This is a genomic window from Burkholderia sp. AU30280 (assembly GCF_020420125.1).
In the GTDB taxonomy this organism is placed as follows: Bacteria; Pseudomonadota; Gammaproteobacteria; order Burkholderiales; family Burkholderiaceae; genus Burkholderia.
This window is the reverse complement of the sequence record NZ_JAIZRY010000001.1, coordinates 185,573-206,124: the sequence shown is the minus strand read 5'-3', so window position 1 is coordinate 206,124 and position 20,552 is coordinate 185,573. Positions and strand designations below refer to the sequence as shown.

The 20,552-nt window shown below is 67.8% G+C and carries 20 protein-coding genes; 12 read left to right on the top strand and 8 right to left on the bottom strand.

All coding sequences use genetic code 11. The annotated features are described in order from the left end of the window. Positions 1–82 precede the first annotated feature (82 nt). Positions 83–427 carry a DUF3564 family protein gene (locus LGN17_RS00945; RefSeq protein WP_175950456.1) on the bottom strand — a complete coding sequence of 115 codons (345 nt, stop codon included), beginning with the start codon at positions 425–427 and terminating at the stop codon, positions 83–85. Between the two features lie 649 nt (positions 428–1,076). Between LGN17_RS00945 and LGN17_RS00940 the strand changes: the two genes are divergently transcribed. Beyond that, on the top strand, positions 1,077–2,288 hold the full coding sequence (locus LGN17_RS00940) for an SDR family oxidoreductase (RefSeq protein ID WP_226194781.1): 1,212 nt from the start codon (positions 1,077–1,079) through the stop codon (positions 2,286–2,288). 55 nt (positions 2,289–2,343) lie between these two features. Here LGN17_RS00940 and hpaR read toward each other — a convergent pair whose 3' ends face one another. Beyond that, positions 2,344–2,784: a homoprotocatechuate degradation operon regulator HpaR gene (gene hpaR / locus LGN17_RS00935; protein ID WP_226194780.1), complete on the bottom strand. Its 441-nt coding sequence runs from the start codon at positions 2,782–2,784 to the stop codon at positions 2,344–2,346. 152 nt (positions 2,785–2,936) lie between these two features. Between hpaR and LGN17_RS00930 the strand changes: the two genes are divergently transcribed. Genes LGN17_RS00930 through hpaI form a run of 7 tightly spaced genes read left to right on the top strand, consistent with a single transcriptional unit; the run spans position 2,937 to position 8,840 of the window. Beyond that, the gene (locus tag LGN17_RS00930; RefSeq protein ID WP_226194779.1) at positions 2,937–3,626 is read left to right on the top strand and encodes a fumarylacetoacetate hydrolase family protein; all 690 of its coding nucleotides are present in this window, start codon (positions 2,937–2,939) and stop codon (positions 3,624–3,626) included. Continuing rightward, positions 3,623–4,387 (top strand): fumarylacetoacetate hydrolase family protein, encoded by a 765-nt coding sequence (locus LGN17_RS00925; RefSeq protein ID WP_226194778.1) that lies wholly within the window; start codon positions 3,623–3,625, stop codon positions 4,385–4,387. The genes LGN17_RS00930 and LGN17_RS00925 overlap by 4 nt, the downstream gene beginning before the upstream one ends. Positions 4,388–4,409: 22 nt before the next feature. Continuing rightward, complete coding sequence (gene hpaE, locus LGN17_RS00920; RefSeq protein WP_226194777.1) at positions 4,410–5,873, top strand: 5-carboxymethyl-2-hydroxymuconate semialdehyde dehydrogenase; 1,464 nt, start codon at positions 4,410–4,412, stop codon at positions 5,871–5,873. A gap of 49 nt (positions 5,874–5,922) precedes the next feature. Next, entirely contained in the window at positions 5,923–6,771 is an 849-nt protein-coding gene (gene hpaD / locus LGN17_RS00915) for a 3,4-dihydroxyphenylacetate 2,3-dioxygenase (protein WP_226194776.1), read from the top strand. Between the two features lie 33 nt (positions 6,772–6,804). Further along, complete coding sequence (locus LGN17_RS00910) at positions 6,805–7,197, top strand: 5-carboxymethyl-2-hydroxymuconate Delta-isomerase (RefSeq protein WP_226194775.1); 393 nt, start codon at positions 6,805–6,807, stop codon at positions 7,195–7,197. 20 nt (positions 7,198–7,217) lie between these two features. Further along, on the top strand, positions 7,218–8,021 hold the full coding sequence (hpaH, locus tag LGN17_RS00905) for a 2-oxo-hept-4-ene-1,7-dioate hydratase (protein ID WP_226194774.1): 804 nt from the start codon (positions 7,218–7,220) through the stop codon (positions 8,019–8,021). 12 nt (positions 8,022–8,033) lie between these two features. Further along, on the top strand, positions 8,034–8,840 hold the full coding sequence (hpaI, locus tag LGN17_RS00900; protein WP_226194773.1) for a 4-hydroxy-2-oxoheptanedioate aldolase: 807 nt from the start codon (positions 8,034–8,036) through the stop codon (positions 8,838–8,840). A gap of 81 nt (positions 8,841–8,921) precedes the next feature. On the opposite strand, the gene LGN17_RS00895 is transcribed toward hpaI, so the two are convergent. Next, positions 8,922–9,713: an AraC family transcriptional regulator gene (locus LGN17_RS00895; RefSeq protein WP_226194772.1), complete on the bottom strand. Its 792-nt coding sequence runs from the start codon at positions 9,711–9,713 to the stop codon at positions 8,922–8,924. Positions 9,714–9,808: 95 nt separating this feature from the next. On the opposite strand from LGN17_RS00895, the gene LGN17_RS00890 reads away from it, so the two are divergent. Both LGN17_RS00890 and LGN17_RS00885 read left to right on the top strand, forming a co-directional pair. Beyond that, complete coding sequence (locus LGN17_RS00890) at positions 9,809–10,060, top strand: hypothetical protein (protein WP_226194771.1); 252 nt, start codon at positions 9,809–9,811, stop codon at positions 10,058–10,060. 46 nt (positions 10,061–10,106) lie between these two features. Beyond that, positions 10,107–11,072 carry a quinone oxidoreductase family protein gene (locus LGN17_RS00885; protein ID WP_226194770.1) on the top strand — a complete coding sequence of 322 codons (966 nt, stop codon included), beginning with the start codon at positions 10,107–10,109 and terminating at the stop codon, positions 11,070–11,072. 175 nt (positions 11,073–11,247) lie between these two features. Here LGN17_RS00885 and LGN17_RS00880 read toward each other — a convergent pair whose 3' ends face one another. From LGN17_RS00880 to LGN17_RS00860, 5 genes are all read right to left on the bottom strand, one after another. Beyond that, positions 11,248–12,339, bottom strand: coding sequence for a porin (locus LGN17_RS00880; RefSeq protein ID WP_226194769.1), 1,092 nt, complete (start codon positions 12,337–12,339; stop codon positions 11,248–11,250). A gap of 158 nt (positions 12,340–12,497) precedes the next feature. Next, positions 12,498–13,565, bottom strand: a complete 1,068-nt coding sequence (locus tag LGN17_RS00875) for an ABC transporter ATP-binding protein (protein WP_226194768.1) — start codon at positions 13,563–13,565, stop codon at positions 12,498–12,500. Continuing rightward, positions 13,558–15,330, bottom strand: a complete 1,773-nt coding sequence (locus LGN17_RS00870; RefSeq protein ID WP_226194767.1) for an ABC transporter permease — start codon at positions 15,328–15,330, stop codon at positions 13,558–13,560. The genes LGN17_RS00875 and LGN17_RS00870 overlap by 8 nt, the downstream gene beginning before the upstream one ends. A gap of 100 nt (positions 15,331–15,430) precedes the next feature. After that, entirely contained in the window at positions 15,431–16,531 is a 1,101-nt protein-coding gene (locus tag LGN17_RS00865) for an ABC transporter substrate-binding protein (RefSeq protein ID WP_226194766.1), read from the bottom strand. A 217-nt stretch (positions 16,532–16,748) separates the two neighbouring features. Beyond that, positions 16,749–18,236 carry a PLP-dependent aminotransferase family protein gene (locus LGN17_RS00860; protein ID WP_226194765.1) on the bottom strand — a complete coding sequence of 496 codons (1,488 nt, stop codon included), beginning with the start codon at positions 18,234–18,236 and terminating at the stop codon, positions 16,749–16,751. A gap of 102 nt (positions 18,237–18,338) precedes the next feature. Here LGN17_RS00860 and LGN17_RS00855 point away from each other — a divergent pair, with 102 nt between their 5' ends. Both LGN17_RS00855 and LGN17_RS00850 read left to right on the top strand, forming a co-directional pair. Further along, the gene (locus tag LGN17_RS00855; protein WP_226194764.1) at positions 18,339–19,577 is read left to right on the top strand and encodes a multidrug effflux MFS transporter; all 1,239 of its coding nucleotides are present in this window, start codon (positions 18,339–18,341) and stop codon (positions 19,575–19,577) included. Between the two features lie 124 nt (positions 19,578–19,701). After that, a complete protein-coding gene (locus LGN17_RS00850) occupies positions 19,702–20,382 on the top strand; it encodes a response regulator (protein ID WP_069251438.1) in 681 nt (226 codons plus the stop codon). The last annotated feature ends 170 nt before the right edge of the window (positions 20,383–20,552 follow it).

Below are 20,552 nucleotides of genomic sequence, written 5' to 3'. Positions count from 1 at the left end.
GCCGGTAATGCTGAATATCGAAATGAATATCACTGAAGCTGGAATAAACCCGAAAACCGCAGACGAATTACATCGATTATTTCTATCGGGCGACAGAAATGAATTCCCGGTATTCCGGCTCGCTCGTGCAGCGATCGACGGCCTGCAGCCGCCACGCGCCGGGGTGATTGCCGGCGAGTACCGCGGGACCCTGTTCGCGCTGCGTCGCATCGAACGACAGTCCCTTCAACTGGCACAAGGCATTCCCGCCGTCGGCCGCGCAGAGCGCCATTGCGCCCTCGACGTCGCGAACCTTGCCCCAGGTCGGCAGATCCAGCCCCTGATGTGCCTCGCGCGACCACAGTCCCTCGTCGGTATCGACCCACAGTACCGCGAAGGATTGCCGGGTTGCCGATTCGCTGCCATTAATCCGAATGGTGAGGCGCATTGTGATCGTCTCCTAAAAAATGACACATTCGACCGTTTTGACTTGATCAGTCTAGATAGACTGGTGTGAAACGCAAGTGATAAACCGCAATAAATCCGTATCGAGTTCATTGCGGTTTCAGATGGAACGACGTCTGACGATTCGCGATGATTCCGGCGGCGCGCGCAAACACGCGCGTACCGGCGATCGCGGCGCCGACGGGGGCCGGGCCGATCATCACGACATGGGATGACCGGGCCGCGAGGCGCGTCGATCTGTCGCGCGTGTCCGGTTGCGCTAACCGGGCCGATCCGGGGGGGGCCGCACCGTCGGAAGGCGTCCCGACCGGATGTTGCGGCGACTTGACGGCGCGGCCAGTACGACAGACTCAGACAATCCCATACAAATCGGCACACTTTCACGAAACTTTCGGGACAGACTTGCCTGCGGTCGAGCCCCACACTGGGATCTTTCCGATCCTGTGCCGCGGACGCCCGTCCTCGGCGGCTGCCGCCGCCTCGTGCCAGAGACGCGATCGACGCGATCGCGGGCCGCACGCCCGATCGGGACTGCCGGGGCGCGCGTCAGGGCCCGGCCCGGCCGGTGAGCCGTGCGCAGCCTGCAACCGCGGGCCGCGCGATGCCCGGCCGACTCTTCGAAGGAGACTATCGTGCTGATCTGGAAAACCGCGCTGTCGCTCAACTGGCGGACGAGTCTCGTGTCGCCCGCCAGCGCACCGGTCGCGGCGGCGAACGTCGGGCGCCTGGTGCTGACCGGCGCAACCGGCTTCATCGGCAGTACCGTACTGACGGCGCTGGTCAACGCGGGGCTGCTCGACCGCGTCGTCTGCGTCGTACGTGCGCAGGACCGCGGCCACGCCGTCGCGCGGCTGCGCGAAGCGGCGCTGCGCGCGGGGCTGGCGCCGTACTGGGCGTCGCGCCTGACCGATGCGAACGTGATCGTCGGTGCGCTCGGCGACGTGTGGCAGGGCGCCGACGCGTCGCGCCTCGCCGCCGCGACGCACGTGATTCATTGCGCGGGCCATGCGTCGCCGGCTGACGGCGCACACCTGCGGGCCGACATCGCCGATGCGGTGCGCTTCGCCGAACGCTTCGCTCGGGCCCCGCGACTGCAGCGCTTCGTATATGTCGGCACGGCCTACGCGCATGCCGGCCGCGGCGGGATCGTGCAGGAAGCGGCCGCGGGCGGCGTGACGAGCGACGTCGCGGGCGACGAGGAAGGCTTGCCGGGCGCCGTGCTGGCGGCGGACTACCTGCACGCAAAGGCGGAGACCGAGCATCGTCTGCGCGCGCTCGGGCTGCCGCTCGTCGTGGTGCGGCCGTCGCATGTGGTCGGCCACACGGTGCTCGGGACGCGGCCCGCGCCGAACTCGTTCTGGATGTTCCGGCTGGCGCATGCCGCGCGCCGCTTCACTGCGCGGCCGATGACGCGCATCGACATCGTGTCGGTGGACGACGTGGCGCGCGCGACGATGCTGCTGGCCGTCAAGCCGACGCTCGCGCACGACCTGTATCACGTGTCGGCCGGCGACGAGGCGCCGCAGGTCGCGCAGATCGTGCGTGCGATGGACGAGGCGGCGGGGATGACGGGCGCGCCGCGCTACGCGGCGTGTGCGCCAGCCGAGTTGCCGCTCGTGGTGCGCGATGTGCTCGGGCGGACCGATCCGGCACTCGAACGCGTGATCGGCCGCGCACTGAAGCGCTGCGGGGAATTCGCGACGGTCGATCGCGTGTTCGACAACCGCCGCGTGCGCGACGAAATCGATTTCGAGCCGTTGCCGTTCATCGATTACGTCGAGGAGTGCATGCGCACGTCGCGCGGCATGGCCGTGACCGACCTGATGCGCGGCGCGGTGCACTGATTGCCCGTAGCGCACCGGCTCCCGTTCCCGCGCCTGGCGGGAGCGGGAGCCGTCATCACGTGGCGCCGCCGAGCTCGATGAGTCGGTCGAGCGCGCGATAGATGTCTTCGAGGCCGTCCTGGCCGAACCGCGATTCGAGCTGCCGGTATTGCTCGTCGATCCGCGGGCCGATTTCCGTGACCAGTTTCCTGCTTTGCGGCGTCAGGCTGACCAGCAGCCGGCGCTGATCTTCCTGCGCGCGCGTGCGCGTGATCAGGCCGTCGCGCTCCATGCGTTCCAGCACGCCCGTGAGGCTCGGGCTCAGGATGCAGCAGCGCCGCGCGATCTGTCCCGCTTCGAGGGCTTGCGCCGGTTCGCCGTCGAGCACGCGGATGATCCGCCATTGCTGTTCGGTCAGCGCGAATTCCTTGAGAATGGGGCGGAACAGACCCATCAGCGTTTCGCGAGCCTCGAGCAGCAGCATGGCCAGGTTGCGATGGTCGAGCGTACGGTTCATCGGGTTGGGCAGTGGACGGGGACGCATCAATCTTAACAGCCGCGGGGGGTGAATTTCGCGTATCAGGGTAATCGAGGTTGCCCGCGCGAGATTGTTTACTTAAGATATTAACTATTGACGATGCGCCGCGACGCGCGGCAGGGGAATGACGCATGGAGTTGTCTTGCACGACCGCCGCGGCGCCGCCGTTGCCGGTCGCCATCGGTACCGTCTACGGTGCGCTGCTCAACGAGCGCGCGGCGCTCGACGCGCTCGGCGATGCCGTGAACGCGCCGCCATACGGCCGCCCGCCGCAGGCGCCGATCCTGTACATCAAGCCCGCCAACACGCATGCGGGCGACGGCGCGGCCGTCGTCGTGCCGGCCGGCGTCGACGCGCTGGAGATCGGCGCGTCGGTGGCCGTCGTGTTCGCCCGCCGCGCGACGCGCGTGCCGGCCGCGCAGGCGCTCGACTACCTTCACGGCTTCACGCTCGCGAGCGACGTGTCGGTGCCGCATCCCGATTACTACCGTCCGGCCGTGCGCTTCAAGTGCCGGGATGGTTTCTGCCCGCTGGGCCCGGCCATCGTGCCGGCCGCCGCGCTGGGCGAGGTCGACGCGATCGCCCTGACCGTGCGGATCGACGGCGAGGTGGTCGTGTCCGCCTCGACGGCCACGCTGATTCGCTCCGTGCGCGAGTTGATCGCCGACGTGACGGCCTTCATGTCGTTCGACGCGGGCGATGTCCTGCTGCTCGGCGTCGCGGGCGGCGCACCGCATGCCCGCGCGGGCAGCACGATCGAGATCGCCGCCGCCGGCATCGGCACGTTGCGGCACACGCTGATTGCGGAGGAAACACGATGAAGACGGCGCGCGTGATCTACAACGGCGCACTGCATGCGGCCGAACCGGCCGGCGACGGCGCGATCCGTCTCGATACGGGGCGAGTCGTCGCCGAGGACGTGGTGGAGTGGCTGCCGCCCGTCGCGCCGCGCACGACGTTCGCGCTCGGCCTCAACTACGCCGACCACGCGAAGGAACTCGCGTTCAAGGCGCCGAGCGAGCCGCTGATCTTCCTGAAGGGGCCGAACACGTTCATCGGCCACCGGTCGCGCACCGTGCGCCCGGCGGATGCCGCCCACATGCACTACGAGTGCGAGCTGGCCGTCGTGATCGGCCGTCCCGCGCGCAACGTGAGCCGTGCGCGGGCGCTCGACTACGTGGCCGGCTACACGGTCGCGAACGACTACGCGATCCGCGACTATCTCGAGAACTACTACCGCCCGAACCTGCGCGTGAAGAACCGCGACACCTGCACGCCGCTCGGGCCGTGGTTCGTCAGCCGCGACGAGATCGGCGACGCCGGCGACCTGACCCTGCGCACGACGGTAAACGGCCGGGAGACGCAGCGCGGCAGCACGCGCGACCTGATCTTCGACGTACCGGCGTTGATCGAGCACATCAGCGGCTTCATGACGCTCTCGCCGGGCGACCTGATCCTGACCGGCACGCCCGAGGGGCTTGCGGACACGAAGCCGGGCGACGAGGTCGTGACCGAGATCGAAGGGATTGGCCGGCTCGTGAACACGATCGTCGGCGAAGCAGACTACTATCGCGCCGGCTGAGCCCGTCGCCCAAGGAGAGAGCATGACCATCAAGCACTGGATCGACGGCCGCGAAGTCGAAAGCCGCGAGACGTTCACGACGCTGAATCCCGCGACGGGCGATGTCATCACCGACGTCGCATCGGGCGGCGAGGCCGAAGTCGACGCGGCCGTGCGCGCCGCGAAGGCAGCGTTCCCGAAATGGGCGAACACGCCCGCCAAGGAGCGCGCGAAGCTGATGCGCAAGCTCGGCGAGCTGATCGAGAAGAACGTGCCGATGCTCGCGGCGCTGGAGACGCAGGACACCGGCCTGCCGATCGCGCAGACGAGCAAGCAGCTGATTCCGCGCGCGTCCGAGAACTTCAACTTCTTCGCGGAAGTGTGCGTGCAGATGAACGGCCGCACCTATCCGGTCGACGATCAGATGCTGAACTACACGCTGTACCAGCCGGTCGGCGTGTGCGCGCTGGTGTCGCCGTGGAACGTGCCGTTCATGACCGCGACGTGGAAGACGGCGCCGTGCCTGGCGCTCGGCAACACGGCCGTGCTGAAGATGTCGGAACTGTCGCCGCTGACGGCCGACCAGCTCGGCCGCCTCGCGCTCGAAGCCGGCATTCCGCCGGGCGTGCTCAACGTCGTGCAGGGCTATGGCGCGACGGCCGGCGATGCGCTGGTGCGCCATCCGGATGTGCGCGCGGTGTCGTTCACCGGCGGCACCGTCACCGGCAAGCGAATCATGGAGCGTGCCGGTCTCAAGAAGTATTCGATGGAGTTGGGCGGCAAGTCGCCGGTGCTGATCTTCGACGACGCCGATTTCGACCGCGCGCTCGATGCATCGCTGTTTACGATCTTCTCGATCAATGGCGAACGCTGCACGGCCGGCTCGCGGATCTTCGTGCAGCGCACGATCTACGACCGTTTCGTGCAGGAATTCGCGCGCCGCGCGAACAACCTGGTGGTCGGCGATCCGTCCGATCCGGCCACGAACCTCGGCGCGATGATCACGCGCCAGCATTGGGAGAAGGTGACGGGCTATATCCGCATCGGCGAGCAGGAAGGCGCGCGCGTGGTCGCGGGCGGCGCGGACAAGCCGGCGGGGCTGCCCGACCATCTGCGCAACGGCAACTTCGTGCGGCCGACCGTGTTGGCCGACGTCGACAACCGGATGCGCGTCGCGCAGGAAGAGATCTTCGGGCCGGTCGCGTGCCTGATTCCGTTCGAGGACGAGGAAGAAGGGCTGCGGCTCGCGAACGACACGTCGTACGGGCTGGCTTCGTACATCTGGACGCAGGACGTCGGCAAGGTGCATCGCCTCGCGCGCGGCATCGAGGCCGGGATGGTGTTCGTCAACAGCCAGAACGTGCGCGACCTGCGCCAGCCGTTCGGCGGCGTGAAGGAATCGGGCACCGGACGCGAGGGCGGCGAGTACAGTTTCGAGGTGTTCGCGGAGATCAAGAACGTGTGCATCTCGATGGGTTCGCACCACATTCCGCGCTGGGGCGTGTAACGGGTGCGGGTCGTCTGGAGAACGAAAGAACCATACGGAGACTTGAACGATGGGCAAACTGTCCCTCGCCGCGAAAATCACGCACGTGCCGTCGATGTACCTGTCGGAATTGCCCGGCAGGCATCACGGCTGCCGTGAGGCGGCGATCCGCGGCCATCAACTGATCGGCGAGCGCTGCCGCGCGCTCGGCGTTGACACGATCGTCGTGTCGGACGTGCACTGGCTCGTCAACGCCGGCTATCACGTGAACTGCAATGCCCGGTTCTCGGGCACGTACACGAGCAACGAACTGCCGCATTTCATCCGCGACATGCAGTACGCGTATCCGGGCAACCCGGCGCTCGGCCGGCTGATCGCCGAGACGGCCACCGAGCGCGGGATCGCGACCCGCGCGCACGAGATCGACAGCCTCGAACTCGAATACGGCACGCTCGTGCCGATGCGCTACATGAACGCCGACCAGCACTTCAAGGTCGTATCGATCGCCGGCTGGTGCATGTGGCACCAGCTCGACGAAAGCCGGCGCTTCGGCGAGGCGCTGCTCGAAGCGATCGAGAAGAGCGATGCGAACGTCGCGTTTCTCGCGAGCGGTTCGCTATCGCACCGCTTCAACGACAACGGCAGCCCCGAGGAATCGATCCACGAGATCAGCCGCGAATTCTTCCGGCAGGTCGACCTGCGCGTGGTCGAGCTGTGGAAGCAGGGCGATTTCAAGACCTTCTGCGCGATGCTGCCCGAGTACAACACGCATTGCCACGGCGAAGGCGGGATGCACGATACGGCGATGCTGCTCGGCTTGCTCGGCTGGGATCGCTACGACAAGCCCGTCGAGATCGTCACCGACTATTTCGCGAGTTCGGGAACCGGGCAGATCAATGCGATCTTTCCGTTGTCCTGAGCGTCGCGCCACGCATTCGACAGGAGACTGGCCATGCCCCATATCGTCGTCGAGTACACCGCGAACATTCGCGACGACGCGCGCATTCCCGCGCTGCTGCGCACGATCAACGCCACGCTGATCGCGCAGGGCGGCGTGTTTCCGACGGGCGGCATCCGCTCGCGCGCGATCGAACTGCAAGACTATTGCGTGGCCGACGGCACGGAGGACGATGCGTTCGTCCACGTGACGCTCAAGATCGGCTCGGGCCGTACCGACGAGCAGAAACAGGCCGCGTGCGACGCGCTGTTCGGCGCAATCAAGACGCATTTCGCGGAGCTGTACGCGAAACGCTACCTTGCGCTGTCGATGGAACTGACCGAGTTCAGCGAAAGCGGCTCGTACAAGCACAACAACATTCACGCCCGCTACAAGCGGGCCGGCTGAACCCCATTCCCGATCCGACCATGCTCGAACCCGCCATCATCGACCAGCTCGCCCGGCGTCTGCACGACGCGGAGCGCGAGCGCACGCAGATCCGCCAGATCTCGCTCGACCATCCCGACATCACGATCGACGACGCGTATGCGATCCAGCGCGCGTGGGTCGCCCTGAAGCTCGCGGAAGGCCGCACGCTGAAGGGGCACAAGATCGGCCTCACGTCGAAGGCGATGCAGAATACGTCGCAGATCGACGAGCCCGACTACGGCGCGCTGCTCGATGACATGTTCTTCGGCGACGGCGGCACGATCCCGACCGCGCGCTTCATCGTGCCGCGCGTCGAGGTCGAACTCGCATTCGTGCTCGGCAAGCGGCTCACGGGCCCGCGCTGCACGATCTTCGACGTGTATGACGCGGTCGACTACGTGGTGCCGGCGCTCGAGATCATCGATGCGCGCAGCCAGTCGATCGACCCCGACACGAAGCGGCCGCGCAAGGTGTTCGACACGATCGCCGACAACGCGGCGAACGCGGGCGTCGTGATCGGCGGGCGGCCCGTGAAGCCGCAGGACGTCGACCTGCGCTGGGTCGCGGCGATCATGTCGCGCAACGGCGTGGTCGAGGAAACGGGCGTCGCGGCCGGCGTGCTGAACCATCCGGCGAATGGCGTCGCGTGGCTCGCGAACCGGCTGGCGCGCTTCGACGTCGCGCTGGAGCCAGGGCAGATCGTGCTCGGCGGCTCGTTCACGCGGCCGTGCGCGGCGCGTCCGGGCGACACGTTCAGCGTCGACTACGGTCCGCTCGGGACGATCCAGTGTTACTTCGAATGAGGTGAGCGGGCGATGCAGATTCCTTCGAATGTCTTCAAGGCCGCGCTTGCACGCGCAGACGCGCAGGTCGGGCTGTGGCTCGGGCTCGCGAATCCGTACAGCGCCGAAGTGGTTGCGGGTGCCGGTTTCGACTGGCTGCTGATCGACGGCGAACATGCGCCGAACACGGTGCCGACGATCCTCGCGCAACTGCAGGCGATCGCGCCGTATCCGTCGCATCCGGTCGTGCGCGTGCCGTGGAACGATCCGGTGATCGTCAAGCAGGTGCTCGACCTTGGTGCGCAGACGTTGCTCGTGCCGATGGTGCAAAGCGCGGATGAAGCGCGCGCGGCGGTGGCTGCAACGCGTTATCCGCCGCACGGGATTCGCGGCGTGGGCAGTGCGCTGGCGCGTGCGTCGCGCTGGAATCGCGTCGGTGACTACCTGCATCGCGCGAACGACGAGATGGCCGTGCTCGTGCAGGTCGAGACGCGGGCGGGGCTCGATGCGATCGAGGCGATTGCGCGGGTCGAGGGTGTCGACGGCGTGTTCATCGGGCCGGCTGATCTGGCCGCCGATCTCGGGCACCTCGGCAATCCGGGGCATCCGGATGTGCAGGCGGCAATCGACGGCGCGATCCGGACGATCAAGGCGGCCGGCAAGGCGCCGGGCATTCTGAGCGCGGATGAGGCGGCCGCGCGGCGCTATCTGGAGGCGGGGGCGTTGTTCGTTGCGGTCGGTGTGGACACGACGCTGCTGGCGCGAAGTGCGGAGCGGTTGGCTGCGCAGTTCAAGGGGAAGGGGGGCGAGGCCGCGAAGAAGGGGGACGGGACGTATTGAGCCCATGGCGGCGACTGGCGTTTTCTGTCTACCGGACGCCTGTCTTCCGCATGGCGGTTTCATGCCTGCAGATCGCCGCGCTTATTCTTCTCCACGCCGCCCTGTTTCCATATACCTCCCCGGCGTCGTCCCCAACGCGCGCCGGAACATGTCGATGAACGCGCTCACATTGTCGTACCCGAGATCGAGCGCGATCGTCGTGACCGGCACGCCGTCGGCGATTCTCTCGAGCGCCCGCAGCAGCCTGGCCTGCTGACGCCACTGCGCGAACGTCAGCCCCGTCTGAGCGACGAAGCGGCGGCTCATGGTCCGGGCGCTGATGCCGGCCCATTCGGCCCATTCCTCCAGCCGCCGGTTGTCAGCGAGATCCGCGGCAAGCGCATCGGTGATCCTCATCAGCCGCGGGTCCTGCGGCCGCACCAGCCCCAGCGCCTCGACTTCCGATGACGCGATTTCATCGAGGATCACATCGGCGATCCGCGTCCGCGCGGCATCCAGCGCCGCGTCCCCCCAACTGGCCGCGCGCTGCACGGCCTCGCGCAGCAGCGGCGTCGTGCGGATCGCACGTGGCGTATCCGGCAGCGCCGCGCAGCGCGCTTCGGCAACGAACGCCGACCAGCCGGAAATCGGCCCGAACGAGCGCAGCGAATGCCGGCAATGCGGCGGAATCCAGATCGCGTGGATCGCTGGCACGACCCAGTCCTGGTCGTCGAGCCCGATCGTCAGCAGTCCGCTCAGCGCGCCGACGAGCTGGCCGCGCGCATGCGAATGGGAGGGCGTCACGCGCGGGTCGCGTTGCGACAGGACCGCAGCGACGACGAACGGGCCGTCGTCGGACGTGACGAATCGGGCGGGCAGGAGTGGATCGGACATGGCCGGATATCGGTATCGAATGGCCGTTATACCGGAGATCGGCCGAATTGGCACGCCTACACTGGGTCCATCGATGACAACCGGAGTAAGACACGATGCGAGCCGAACAGATGCTTCCCGACCATGCCGACCGGATCGAGGCCGACGGAACGACGATCCGCAAGGGCACCGTCGGCGCGTTCCTGGTGAACGCGCGGGTGCTGACCGACACGAACGCCACGCCGGCCGACCGGGCGCGCGCGGAGGCCGACACGATCGACGCGTTGCCCGCGTTGCGCGCACTTGGCCTGTTCGACGTGCTGGAAGTGCGCGACCCCGCACTGCGCGCGTGGCTCGATGCGCGATGACGCGCATCGGCACCGTCGACCGAGATACCTGATTCAAGGAGCAACCATGAAGGCAGCAGTCGTGACGGGCGCCGGCAAGCGTCCCGTCCAGATGGCATTCGACGCACCGCGTGAGATGCCGGGGCACCGCCTGATCGACGTGACGGCGTCCGCGCTGAGCCGGATCGCGCAGGGGCGTGCGTCCGGTACACATTACTCGTCGGACGGGCGTTATCCGTTCGTCGTCGGGGTCGACGGCGTGGGCCGTCGCGACGACGGGCAACGCGTCTATTTCTTCGGCCCGCCCGCACCGTTCGGCGCGATGGCCGAGCGCACGGTCGTACCCGATACGCGATGCGTGCCGTTGCCCGACGCGCTCGACGACGTGACGGCCGCGGCGATCGCGATTCCCGGCATGTCGTCGTGGGCCGCGTTGACCGAGCGTGCGCGGCTCGTCGCGGGCGAGACGGTGCTCGTCAACGGTGCGACCGGTACGTCGGGGCGGCTGGCGGTGCGAATCGCGAAGTATCTCGGCGCCGCGAAGGTGATCGCGACCGGCCGCAACGCGGCCGCGCTGCAGGCCTTGCTCGGCGCGGGTGCGGATGCCGTCGTGTCGCTGCAACAGGACGACGCACATCTGGCGCGGGCGCTCGAGCCGCATTTCCGCGCGGGCGTGGATGTCGTGCTCGACTATCTGTGGGGGAGCAGCGCGCAGGCATTGCTGGTGGCTGCGGCGAAGACGACGCCCGATGGGCGCCGGCTGCGTTTCGTGCAGATCGGCTCGATCGGCGGCGCGGACGTGCTGTTGCCGGGCGCGGTGCTGCGGGCGACGGCCATCGAGCTGATGGGCAGTGGCCTCGGCAGTGTGCCGCTGCCGCGCCTGCTGGCCTCGGTGCGTGGTGTATTCGACGCGGCCGGGCCGGCGGGCCTGGCAATCGAGACGCGGGCCGTGCCGCTGGCGGACGTCGGCACGCATTGGGACGACACGAGCAGCCTGGTGCGAACGGTGTTCACGATGCGCGAGGGCGGATGATGAAGCGGCGGCGCGCCGCCTCGCCGCATGCACGGCCGGCGCGGTTTGGGCACGCGATCTCTTCAGGATGCCGATCGGTCCGGCGAACCGCTTCGTGGCGCCATCGAGGGCGGGGCGGCAAGCCGCGGGCCGGCGACGCGGCGCGCGGCGTGCGCGCCGCTACCCGCCGTCACGCTTAGAACCGCTGCTGAATCCCCGCCGTCACCCCGACCTGGGTCGTGCCATAGCCGTTGACATCGCGCGATACGCCGACCTTCTGCCCGTGCTGCCCGATCGCGAATGCGCCTGCCGCGTACAGTACCGTGCGCTTTGACAGCGCGTATTGCGCGCGCATCGACACGAGCGTCGGATCGGCATCCGTGCCGCCCTTGATGTTCTGGTGATACACGGCGCCGATCAACGAGAACGTCGGCGTGAACTGGTACGAGCCGCCGGCCCAAACCATGTCGCTCAACTGGTTCGCGGCGCTCGTGCGATACGCGCGCTTGTAGTTGCGGTAGCCGGCCATCGTCTTCAGGTTGCCGAAGTCGTAGCTCAGGCCCGCATGAATCCCCTGGATGTAGTCGACCGGATCGGCAGGCGTCACGCTGTCGGCTGCGCCGTTCTGCCGGTCGAACGCGACCACCGCGGCGAACGGGCCGCCCTCGTAGCCGATCGCCGCGTCGTACTTCGAGCTGGTTTTGACACTGCCCGGCACGTTGCCGAAGCCGTACATCGCGCCGAACTTGAAGCCGCTGAATTCGCCGTCGTAGCGCACGGCATTCGACGAACGCGTGAACATGCCGTCCTTGCGGCCGCCGGTCGCCATCGACGACGACGCCCACGAATAGTTCTGCGAGTAGCCCATCGGGTCGAACTGCAGCATGTAGTCGTAGGTGACGGTGAAGTTGCGGCCGAGCGAGATCTCGCCCCACTTGCCCTTCAGGCCGACGGTTGCGCGGCGCCCGAAGATCGAGTCGGGGCCGTCGTCGGACGCGCCGTTTGCAAGATCGATCCCGCTTTCGAGACGGAACACGGCCTTCAGCCCGCCGCCGAGATCCTCGACGCCACGCAGGCCCCAGCGCGAGGTGTTCTTGTTGCCGGACTTGAGCTTGTACGAATTGCCGCCTTCCGGCGCTGCGTGGTTGGCGAATTCGATGCCGGCATCCATGATCCCGTATATCGTGACCGACGACTGCGCGTGCACGGCGCTGGCGGCGAGGCCGGCGACGGCGGCCGATCCGGTCAGGACGGCGGCGCGAAGGGAACGTTCTGCGCGTGACTTCATTGACGGTGTCTCCTTGGTTCTTGTGAGTGGGTGAAGCGGGATCAGGCGAATGCGGCGCGCGGCACGCCGCGGCGGACGCCCGAAGACGTCCGCCGGACCTGCCTGTGATGACACGACGGAACGCGCGCAGGTGGCGGGCGGAGCGCCCGCCGCGTGGGTCAGCCCGCTTTCGCGAACACCCAGCAGTCGTTGGTCGGGAATTCGATCCAGTGCTTGCCGGCCGCGCGCGGTACGTGGCCGAACGCGCGCAGGCGCATGTCGCCGCAATGGAACAGGTATTCCCAGCGGTCGCCCAGATACATCGACGTAACGAGGTCGGCCTGCAGCCGGTTCGCGCCCGGGCCGTCGGCGACCTGCACGCGCTCGAGGCGGATCACGGCCTGCGCGTCCTGACCCGGCGCGAACGTGTCGCGGGCGAGCGCCTGCAGTTCCCAGCCGTCGCCGGCGAGCGTCACGCGTTCACCGTCGACGGCCGCGACGCGCGCGTCGATCCGGTTGTTGCTGCCCATGAACTCGGCCGTGTACAGCGAACGCGGCGAGCCGTACAACTCGGCCGGCGTGCCTTCCTGCTCGATGCGGCCGTTGCGCAGCAGCAGGATGCGGTCGGACATCGCCATTGCCTCGGTCTGGTCGTGCGTCACGCACAGGGCCGACAGCCCGAGCGACACGATCAGTTCGCGCAGCCATGCGCGCGCTTCCTCGCGCAGCTTGGCGTCGAGGTTCGACAGCGGCTCGTCGAGCAGGATCACCGGCGGGTTGTAGACGAGCGCGCGCGCAATCGCGACGCGCTGCTGCTGGCCGCCCGAGAGTTGATGCGGGAAGCGTTCCGCGAGATGGCCAAGGCCGAGCTGGTCGAGCGCGCTCTGCACGCGACGCTTCTGTTCGGCCGGTGCGACGCGGCGCAGCTTCAGCCCGTAGCCGACGTTGTCGGCGACGGTGCGGTGCGGCCACAGCGCGTACGACTGGAACACGAGGCCGAGCGAGCGCTGCTCGACGGGCAGGTCGACGCGCTGCGCGCCGTCGAAGAACACGCGGTCGTCGAGCTGGATGCGGCCGTCGGACGGCTGTTCGAGGCCGGCCACCGCGCGCAGCAGCGTGGTCTTGCCGCTGCCCGATGCGCCGAGCAGGCAGACGACTTCGCCGGCCTTCAGTTCGAACGACACGCCCTTGAGGATCGGATTGGCGCCGTAGCTGAGATGCAGGTCGTCGACGATGAGCTTATCCATGAAGTTTCACTCCGAAACGCAGGGCCACGCCGAGACCGGCACCGACCATCGCGATGTTGATGACAGAAAGCGCGGCGACCTGGTCGACGGCGCCGGTCGCCCACAGCGACACGAGCAGCGCGCCGATCACTTCGGTACCGGGCGACAGCAGGTAGACGGCCGTCGAGTATTCGCGCTCGAAGATCATGAAGATCAGCAGCCACGCGGCGAGCAGGCCGAAGCGCACGAGCGGCAGCGTCACGTCGAGCGATACGCGGCTGCGCGTCGCGCCGACGCTGCGGCCGGCTTCCTCGAGCTCGGGGCCGACTTGCAGCAGCGCGCTCTGGATGAGCCGCATCCCGTACGCGAGCCACACGACCGTGTACGCGATCCAGATGCTCCACATCGAGTTCTTCAGCTCGCGCAGGCCGGGGACGAACAGGAAGATCCACAGGAATGCGAGACCGGCGAGCAGGCCGGGCACCGCGCGCGGCAGCAGCACGATGTAGTCGAGCAGCTTGGTGGCCCAGTCGGGGCGGCGGTGGCCGGCGAACGCGACGAGCGAGTAGAAGCCGACCGCGAGCGCGCCGCCGATCACGCCGATGCCGAGCGTGTTGACGATCGCGCGCACCAGGTTGTCCTGCTCGAACAGTTCGATGAAGTTCGACAGCGTCAGCACTTCGGCGAGCGCGACGCCTTCGCCCCAGTTGGTCACGAACGCGCGCAGCACGATGCCCGAGAGCGGCACGATCACCGTCAGCATCAGCCACAGCGCGACGATCGCGAGCGCGACCCAGCGCCACACGCCGAGCGGCAGCACCGTCGCGCGGCCAGCCTTGCCCTTCACGGTGACGAAGCGGTTCGCGGTCTTCAGCAGGCGGCGCTGCAGCAGCACGAGCGGGAACGTGATCGCGACGATGCACACCGCGACCGCGGCCATCAGGTGATACGACGGCACGCCGAGCTTGTTGGTCAGCTTGTACAGGTAGGTTGCGAGCACGAGGTGGCCTTCCGGATCGCCGAGCACGAGCGGCAGCCCGAACACCTCGAAGCCGAGGAAGAACACCAGCACGCCGGCGAACAGCAGCGCGGGCATCGTCATCGGCAGGCTCACGTCGAGCGCGACGCGGAACGGGCGGGCGCCCGTCACGCGGGCGGCTTCCTCGACGTCCGAGCCGAGGTTGCGCAGCGCGGCCGACGAGTACAGGTACACATGCGGCACGTGCGTGAGGCCGACGATCACCGTGATCGCGAAGATCGAATACACGTTCCAGGGTACGTTCTGCACCCCGAACAGTTCCTTGAACCACACCGAGTAGAAGCCGACCGGGCCGGCCGCGACCACGTAGCCGAACGCGAGCACCATCGGCGACACGAACACCGGCGTGAGCAGCAGCGGTTCGAGCCAGCGGCGGCCGGGCAGGTCGGTGCGCACCATCAGGAACGCGAGGACGCCGCCGAGCGGAATCGAGATGAACAGCATCCCGCCGGCGATGACGAACGAGTTCTTCACGGCCGACCAGAAATCGGGATCGCTGAAGATGAAGCGGAAGCCTTCGATGCCGAGCGTCTTGTTCGCGTCGAAGAACGGCGCGGACAGCAGGCTCTGGAACAGGATGAAGCCGAGCGGCAGCGCGACCGCGATGGTCAGCACCGCGACGACGATCCAGCGCAGCATGCCGGCGAGCGGCTGCAGACTGTTGAACGGCAGCGCGGGAATCGCATCGCGCGGGCCGGTGGTGGGCGGAACGGCCGGCGCCGTTCCGGGTGTGCTGGTTGAAAGCATGAGTTCGCCCCTGCGGCCATCCGGATGGCCGCCTCCAGGAAATCGGTGAGGGAAAGGGGCCGCCCGCGCGATGCGCGGCGGGCGGCAGTCAGTCAGCGGATCAGCGCTTGATCGCCTGCTGCCATTGCTTCAGGAACGCGAGGCGCTTCGACTGGTCGAGATAGACGAGCAGGCCGGTGCCGATCTGGATCGGCTTCAGCGAATCGCCGAGTTCCTTCGTGAGGCTCGCGGCCGACGTCTCGCCGGTCACGTCCGCGCGGATCGCGTACAGGTTCGCCTGGTTCGCGATCAGCGTCTGGCCGCGCTTCGACAGCAGGTAGTCGACCCACAGCTTCGCGGCGTTCGGGTTCTTCGACTTCTTCGACACCGTGGCGAGGCGGCTCACGATCTGCGTGTAGTCCTTCGGAAACACGTAGCCGATCGACTTGTCCTTCTTCGCTTTCGCGTATGCGTACGAACCGATGATGTTGTAGCCGATCAGGTTCTCGCCCGACGAGATCCGCTCCATCATCGCGCCCGTGCTCGACTGCAGCTTCGGGCCGGTCGCGCCGATCGCCTTCACGAGCTCCCACGTGACCTTCTCGTTCAGGTGCGCGTCCTGCGTCAGCGCGTTGAAGCCGACGCCCGATTTCTCGACGTCGTAGGTCGTGACCTTGCCCTTGAACTTGTCGCCTTGCGTGGTGAGCAGCTTGATCAGGTCGGCGCGCGTGGTCGGCACTTCGTTCTCGGGGATCAGGCGCTTGTTGTAGACGATCGCGAGCGGCTCGAACGTCGTGCCGTACGCCTGCTTCTGGTATTGCGCCCACTGCGGCACGTTCGGGCTTTCGGGCGAATCGTAGGACGCCATCAGGCCGTCGTTGACGAGCTTGACCTGCAGGTCCATCGCCGAGCTCCACAGCACGTCGGCGCTGGTGCTGCTCGCCGCGTTCTCGCTGATGTAGCGGTTGTACAGCTCGGTGCTGTTCATGTCGTTGTACTCGACCTTCACGCCGTACAGGCTTTCGAAGTCCTTGATCAGCGGGCGCACGAGGCCCGTGTCGGTCGTCGAGTAGACGATCAGCTTGCCTTCCTTCTTCGCGGCGTCGATCACGCCCTGGTAACTCCCCGGATATCCGGCGGGAACCTGCGCGGCGGTGCTGCCGGCGGCGGTGCCCAGAACGACCGCCAGCGTGGCGGCGAGGTGCTTCGGTGCAAACGGCATGTCTTCCTCCAGTTACGTCCAGGTGTTGTTCGAGTGGAGCGGATGTTAATTGCGACGCACTTTCAGCCTGCTTTCATTTCCGTTCACAATCGTGTCCTTTGTGTCATGGATTTCCCGAGGTCGAAGCGGCGGCGGCCGCGCGTTTTGCGGCGCGCGGCACGGTCAGGCACGGGCGGGAAGCGGGTTGCCGCGGGGCGCGGCAACGATGACAGGGCGGCTATGCGGGTTGCGCGAGCAGTTTGCCGAGCAGCCGGCCGCCATGCCGCGCATGCGCGGCCGTCAGCGCGGAGTACCCGACGACGACACCCGCTTCGCACCGGGCGCTCCGGCAGAATCCGCGGATCGGCTGCAATTCGATTCCGTCCGCATGGGCTTGGGCGACATACGTGGCGTCGTCCATCCCGGGCGGCAGCCACAGCACGAAATGAAAGCCCGCGTGTTCGCCGGACACCGCGTACCGACCGCCGGCGTGTTTCGCCAGCTGGTCGAGCACGATGTCGCGCCGCTGGCGGTACGCGTGGCGCGCGGCGCGCAGGTGCTTCGCAAAGTCGCCGTGCGCGATGAAGCGGGCCAGCGCCAGCTGGGGCGCCACGCCGACCGAGCGTGCGGTCGCATGCCACACGGCCGAAAGGGCCTGCCGCAGTTCCGCCGGCACGACCATGAAGCCGATGCGCAGCCCCGAGAACAGCGTCTTGTTGAACGAGCCGCAGTAGATCACGCGATCACACGCGTCGAGCGATTTCAGCGCGGGCAGCGGGGCGGTCTGATAGCTGAATTCCCCGTCGTAGTCGTCCTCGATGATCCACGCGCGGTTGCGCTGCGCCCAGTCGAGCAGTTCGAGCCGGCGCGACACCGACATCGTGATGCCGAGCGGCGCCTGATGGGCCGGCGTCACGTAGGCCGCGCGCGCATCGGGATGCCGTTCCAGCGATGCCGTGTCGATGCCTTCCCGATCGACCGGCACGTCGATCACGGTCGCACCCGCGATCGTGAAGATCTGCCACGCCGACGCATAGCCGGGGTCCTCCATCAGCACCGTCGAGCCGCGCGTGAGCAGCGTGCGCGCGACGAGATCGATCGAATGCCGGATGCCGGTCGTGATGAAGATGTCGCCGGCGCTGCACGGGATGCCGCGGTATTCCCGCAGGTATGCCGCGATTTCATTGCGCAGGCTCTCGACGCCTTGCGCGGGCGTGGCCCCGAGGTCGTTCGCCGTCGCGGCCAGCAGGCTGGCGCCGAGCGCCTTCTTCCATTGCTGCATCGGCAGCAGGCCGGGATCGGCGAGCCGCGCGACGAACGGGACGCCCGGGCGCACGCCTTGTTCCGGCGCGGTGGCGTCGGTCGTGCGTGCTGTCGCGGGGTGGGCGTCGGAGGGGGGAAGGCCGGTGTCGCGCGACTGCGCGGCCGCGCGCAGATAGCTGTCCGGCACCACTGCGCAGACCCGCGACCCGGATCCTCGCGTGCGGGCGATGTAACCCTCGGAGCACAGCCGGTCGTACGCCGCTTCGACCGTGCCCCGTGCAACGCCCCAGCGCACGGCGAGGGTGCGGCTGGACGGCAGCGGGCTGTCGCCGGGCAGCAGGCGCTTCAGGATCGCGTCGCGCAGTGCGTCGGCAATGCACTCCTGCTTCGACTGCGGACTGCCCGCGGACAACCCGGCAGGGCACGGCAGATCGAGCGGAAGCGCGGCTTTGCCTCGCGGCATAGTGGTCCAGTCAGTGGCGGATTTAATGGTCCTTCAGCTTATATCACTTTGACCTTAGATTGCTGTCGACCACATCAATCCGACCGGAGACGGGCTCACCGCATGAAAACGCGTTCATTACCCCAGTGGGGCTGGCTGTTCCTGTTGATGCTCGTCGTGTGCCTCCCGCGCGTCACGATCGATGCGTACCTGCCGTCGCTGCCGGCGATGGCGGACGCGCTGCACGGCACCGATGCGCAGTTGCAGCTCACGCTGACCCTCTACATGGTCGGCTATGCGCTGTCGATGCTGGTGTCGGGGCCGTTGTCCGACCGTTACGGCCGCCGTCCCGTTTTGCTCGGCGGCCTGTGTCTCTATGTAGTCGCGAGCGTCGCGTGCGCGTGGTCGGCCAGCATCACGGCGATCGTTGCCGCGCGCATCTTCCAGGCGCTGGGCGGCTGCAGCGGAACGGTGATCGGCAGGGTGATCGTGCGCGAGCGCTTCCCGATCGCGATGCAGGCCACGATGCTGGGGCGGATTTCGGCCGGCATGGCGCTGTCGCCGGTGATTGCGCCGCTGGCCGGCAGCGCAGTGGCCGAGTGGCTCGGATGGCGCGGTGTGTTCGGCTTGCTGGCGGCGGGCGGGCTCGTCGCGACGGCGATGGTGCTGCGCTACCTGCCGGAGACCCGCGAACGCGACACGCGGCCGGCGCCGGGCAAGGGGCTCCTGCGGACGTACGCGGGCCTGCTCGGCGAGCGTCGTTTCCTGCGCTACTCGCTCGCCATCAGTTTCGCGTACTGCACGTACTACCCGTTCATCGCGGAATCGTCGACGCTGTTCCAGCGGCAACGGGGCGTATCCGGCCCGGCGTATGCCGCGATCTTCGGCCTGACCGTACTCGGCTACCTGATCGGCTCGAATGTGTTTGCGCGGACCGGCACGCGCTGGAAGGCCGATGCCGTCATCGCGGCGGCGGCGGGCATCAATCTGGCCAGCGCCGCCGTGCTGTGGATCGGCGGTGCGATCGCGCCGACGTCGGTGGCGGTGCTCGTCGTCCCGATGTTCTTCTTGATGATCGCCGTCGGGATCGCGATCCCGGCCTGCCAGTTCGCGGTGATGCAGCCGTACACGACGATCGCCGGGACGGCGTCCGGGTTGTTCTTCTTTATCCAGATGGCGATGACGGCCGCGTGCGGCGGCGTGCTGGCGTGGCTGTCGGATGGCACCGCGCGCCCGATGATCGTCGTCACGGTCGGTGCGAGCGTCGCGTTCCTGGCGGTGGCCGTCGGCCTGCGCGAGCGGCGGCGGGCAAGCGACGGTTCGCGCGTCGCGACGCGGAACCGGCCGGCCGCCGAGCGCTGACGGACGGTCGGCGGGAGGGCCGACGAGCGCCCGCGCCGGTGGCGCAACCCGTGTTTGCGCGAGGCGTCGCCGTGGAAAGGATCATGTAATGTAGCGGCCTGTCGCTGACCTTACCGGAACCCCCATGCGCGTGCTGCTCGTCGAAGACAATCCGAACCTCGCCCAGTCGTTGAACGACGCGCTGAGCGCGGCGCGCTTCGCGGTCGATCACATGGCGGACGGCGAAGCGGCCGACCACGTGCTGCGCACGCAGGATTACGCGCTGGTGATTCTCGATCTCGGGCTGCCGAAGCTCGACGGGCTGGAAGTGCTGCGGCGGTTGCGTGCACGGCGCAATCCGGTGCCGGTGCTGATCCTGACCGCGCACGGGTCGGTCGAGGATCGCGTGAAGGGGCTTGATCTCGGCGCCGACGACTACCTGGCGAAGCCGTTCGAACTGACCGAACTGGAGGCGCGCGCCCGCGCACTGATCCGCCGCAGCCTCGGCCACGAGCATTCGCGGGTCGAATGCGGGCCGCTTTCGTATGACAGTATCGACCGCAGCTTCCATCTCGCGGGCGAGCCGCTGTCGCTCACGCCGCGCGAGCGTTCGGTGCTCGAGGTGCTGATCCTGCGCAACGGCCGCGCGATCAACAAGGAAACGCTGTCGGAGAAGATTTTCGGGCTGGACGAGTCGGTCAACGCCGATGCGATCGAGATCTACGTGTACCGGCTGCGCAAGAAGCTCGAGAACACGGGCGTCGCGATCGTCACGCTGCGCGGGCTCGGCTATCTGCTGGAAGCGAAGGCGGAGACGGCTGAATGAACTGCCGCCGCGCTCGCGACCTTTGCACGGGACCGGTGTACGCGTTGATGCGCTACGCAGGATCGACACGTTCGCGGCCTGCCAACCACACGCACGCCATTCACGGCCGGCGGCGCGGGCGTGGAGCGGTGCGCGATGGATGCTCTGCGACGTCCCATGCGGCGGCCAGG

Coding starts and splice junctions, on each gene's coding strand:
- LGN17_RS00945 (WP_175950456.1), bottom strand. CDS start 427: ATGCGCCTCACCATTCGGATTAATGGCAGCGAATCGGCAACCCGGCAA.
- hpaR (WP_226194780.1), bottom strand. CDS start 2,784: ATGAACCGTACGCTCGACCATCGCAACCTGGCCATGCTGCTGCTCGAG.
- LGN17_RS00930 (WP_226194779.1), top strand. CDS start 2,937: ATGGAGTTGTCTTGCACGACCGCCGCGGCGCCGCCGTTGCCGGTCGCC.
- LGN17_RS00925 (WP_226194778.1), top strand. CDS start 3,623: ATGAAGACGGCGCGCGTGATCTACAACGGCGCACTGCATGCGGCCGAA.
- hpaE (WP_226194777.1), top strand. CDS start 4,410: ATGACCATCAAGCACTGGATCGACGGCCGCGAAGTCGAAAGCCGCGAG.
- hpaD (WP_226194776.1), top strand. CDS start 5,923: ATGGGCAAACTGTCCCTCGCCGCGAAAATCACGCACGTGCCGTCGATG.
- LGN17_RS00910 (WP_226194775.1), top strand. CDS start 6,805: ATGCCCCATATCGTCGTCGAGTACACCGCGAACATTCGCGACGACGCG.
- hpaH (WP_226194774.1), top strand. CDS start 7,218: ATGCTCGAACCCGCCATCATCGACCAGCTCGCCCGGCGTCTGCACGAC.
- hpaI (WP_226194773.1), top strand. CDS start 8,034: ATGCAGATTCCTTCGAATGTCTTCAAGGCCGCGCTTGCACGCGCAGAC.
- LGN17_RS00895 (WP_226194772.1), bottom strand. CDS start 9,713: ATGTCCGATCCACTCCTGCCCGCCCGATTCGTCACGTCCGACGACGGC.
- LGN17_RS00890 (WP_226194771.1), top strand. CDS start 9,809: ATGCGAGCCGAACAGATGCTTCCCGACCATGCCGACCGGATCGAGGCC.
- LGN17_RS00885 (WP_226194770.1), top strand. CDS start 10,107: ATGAAGGCAGCAGTCGTGACGGGCGCCGGCAAGCGTCCCGTCCAGATG.
- LGN17_RS00880 (WP_226194769.1), bottom strand. CDS start 12,339: ATGAAGTCACGCGCAGAACGTTCCCTTCGCGCCGCCGTCCTGACCGGA.
- LGN17_RS00875 (WP_226194768.1), bottom strand. CDS start 13,565: ATGGATAAGCTCATCGTCGACGACCTGCATCTCAGCTACGGCGCCAAT.
- LGN17_RS00870 (WP_226194767.1), bottom strand. CDS start 15,330: ATGCTTTCAACCAGCACACCCGGAACGGCGCCGGCCGTTCCGCCCACC.
- LGN17_RS00865 (WP_226194766.1), bottom strand. CDS start 16,531: ATGCCGTTTGCACCGAAGCACCTCGCCGCCACGCTGGCGGTCGTTCTG.
- LGN17_RS00860 (WP_226194765.1), bottom strand. CDS start 18,236: ATGCCGCGAGGCAAAGCCGCGCTTCCGCTCGATCTGCCGTGCCCTGCC.
- LGN17_RS00855 (WP_226194764.1), top strand. CDS start 18,339: ATGAAAACGCGTTCATTACCCCAGTGGGGCTGGCTGTTCCTGTTGATG.
- LGN17_RS00850 (WP_069251438.1), top strand. CDS start 19,702: ATGCGCGTGCTGCTCGTCGAAGACAATCCGAACCTCGCCCAGTCGTTG.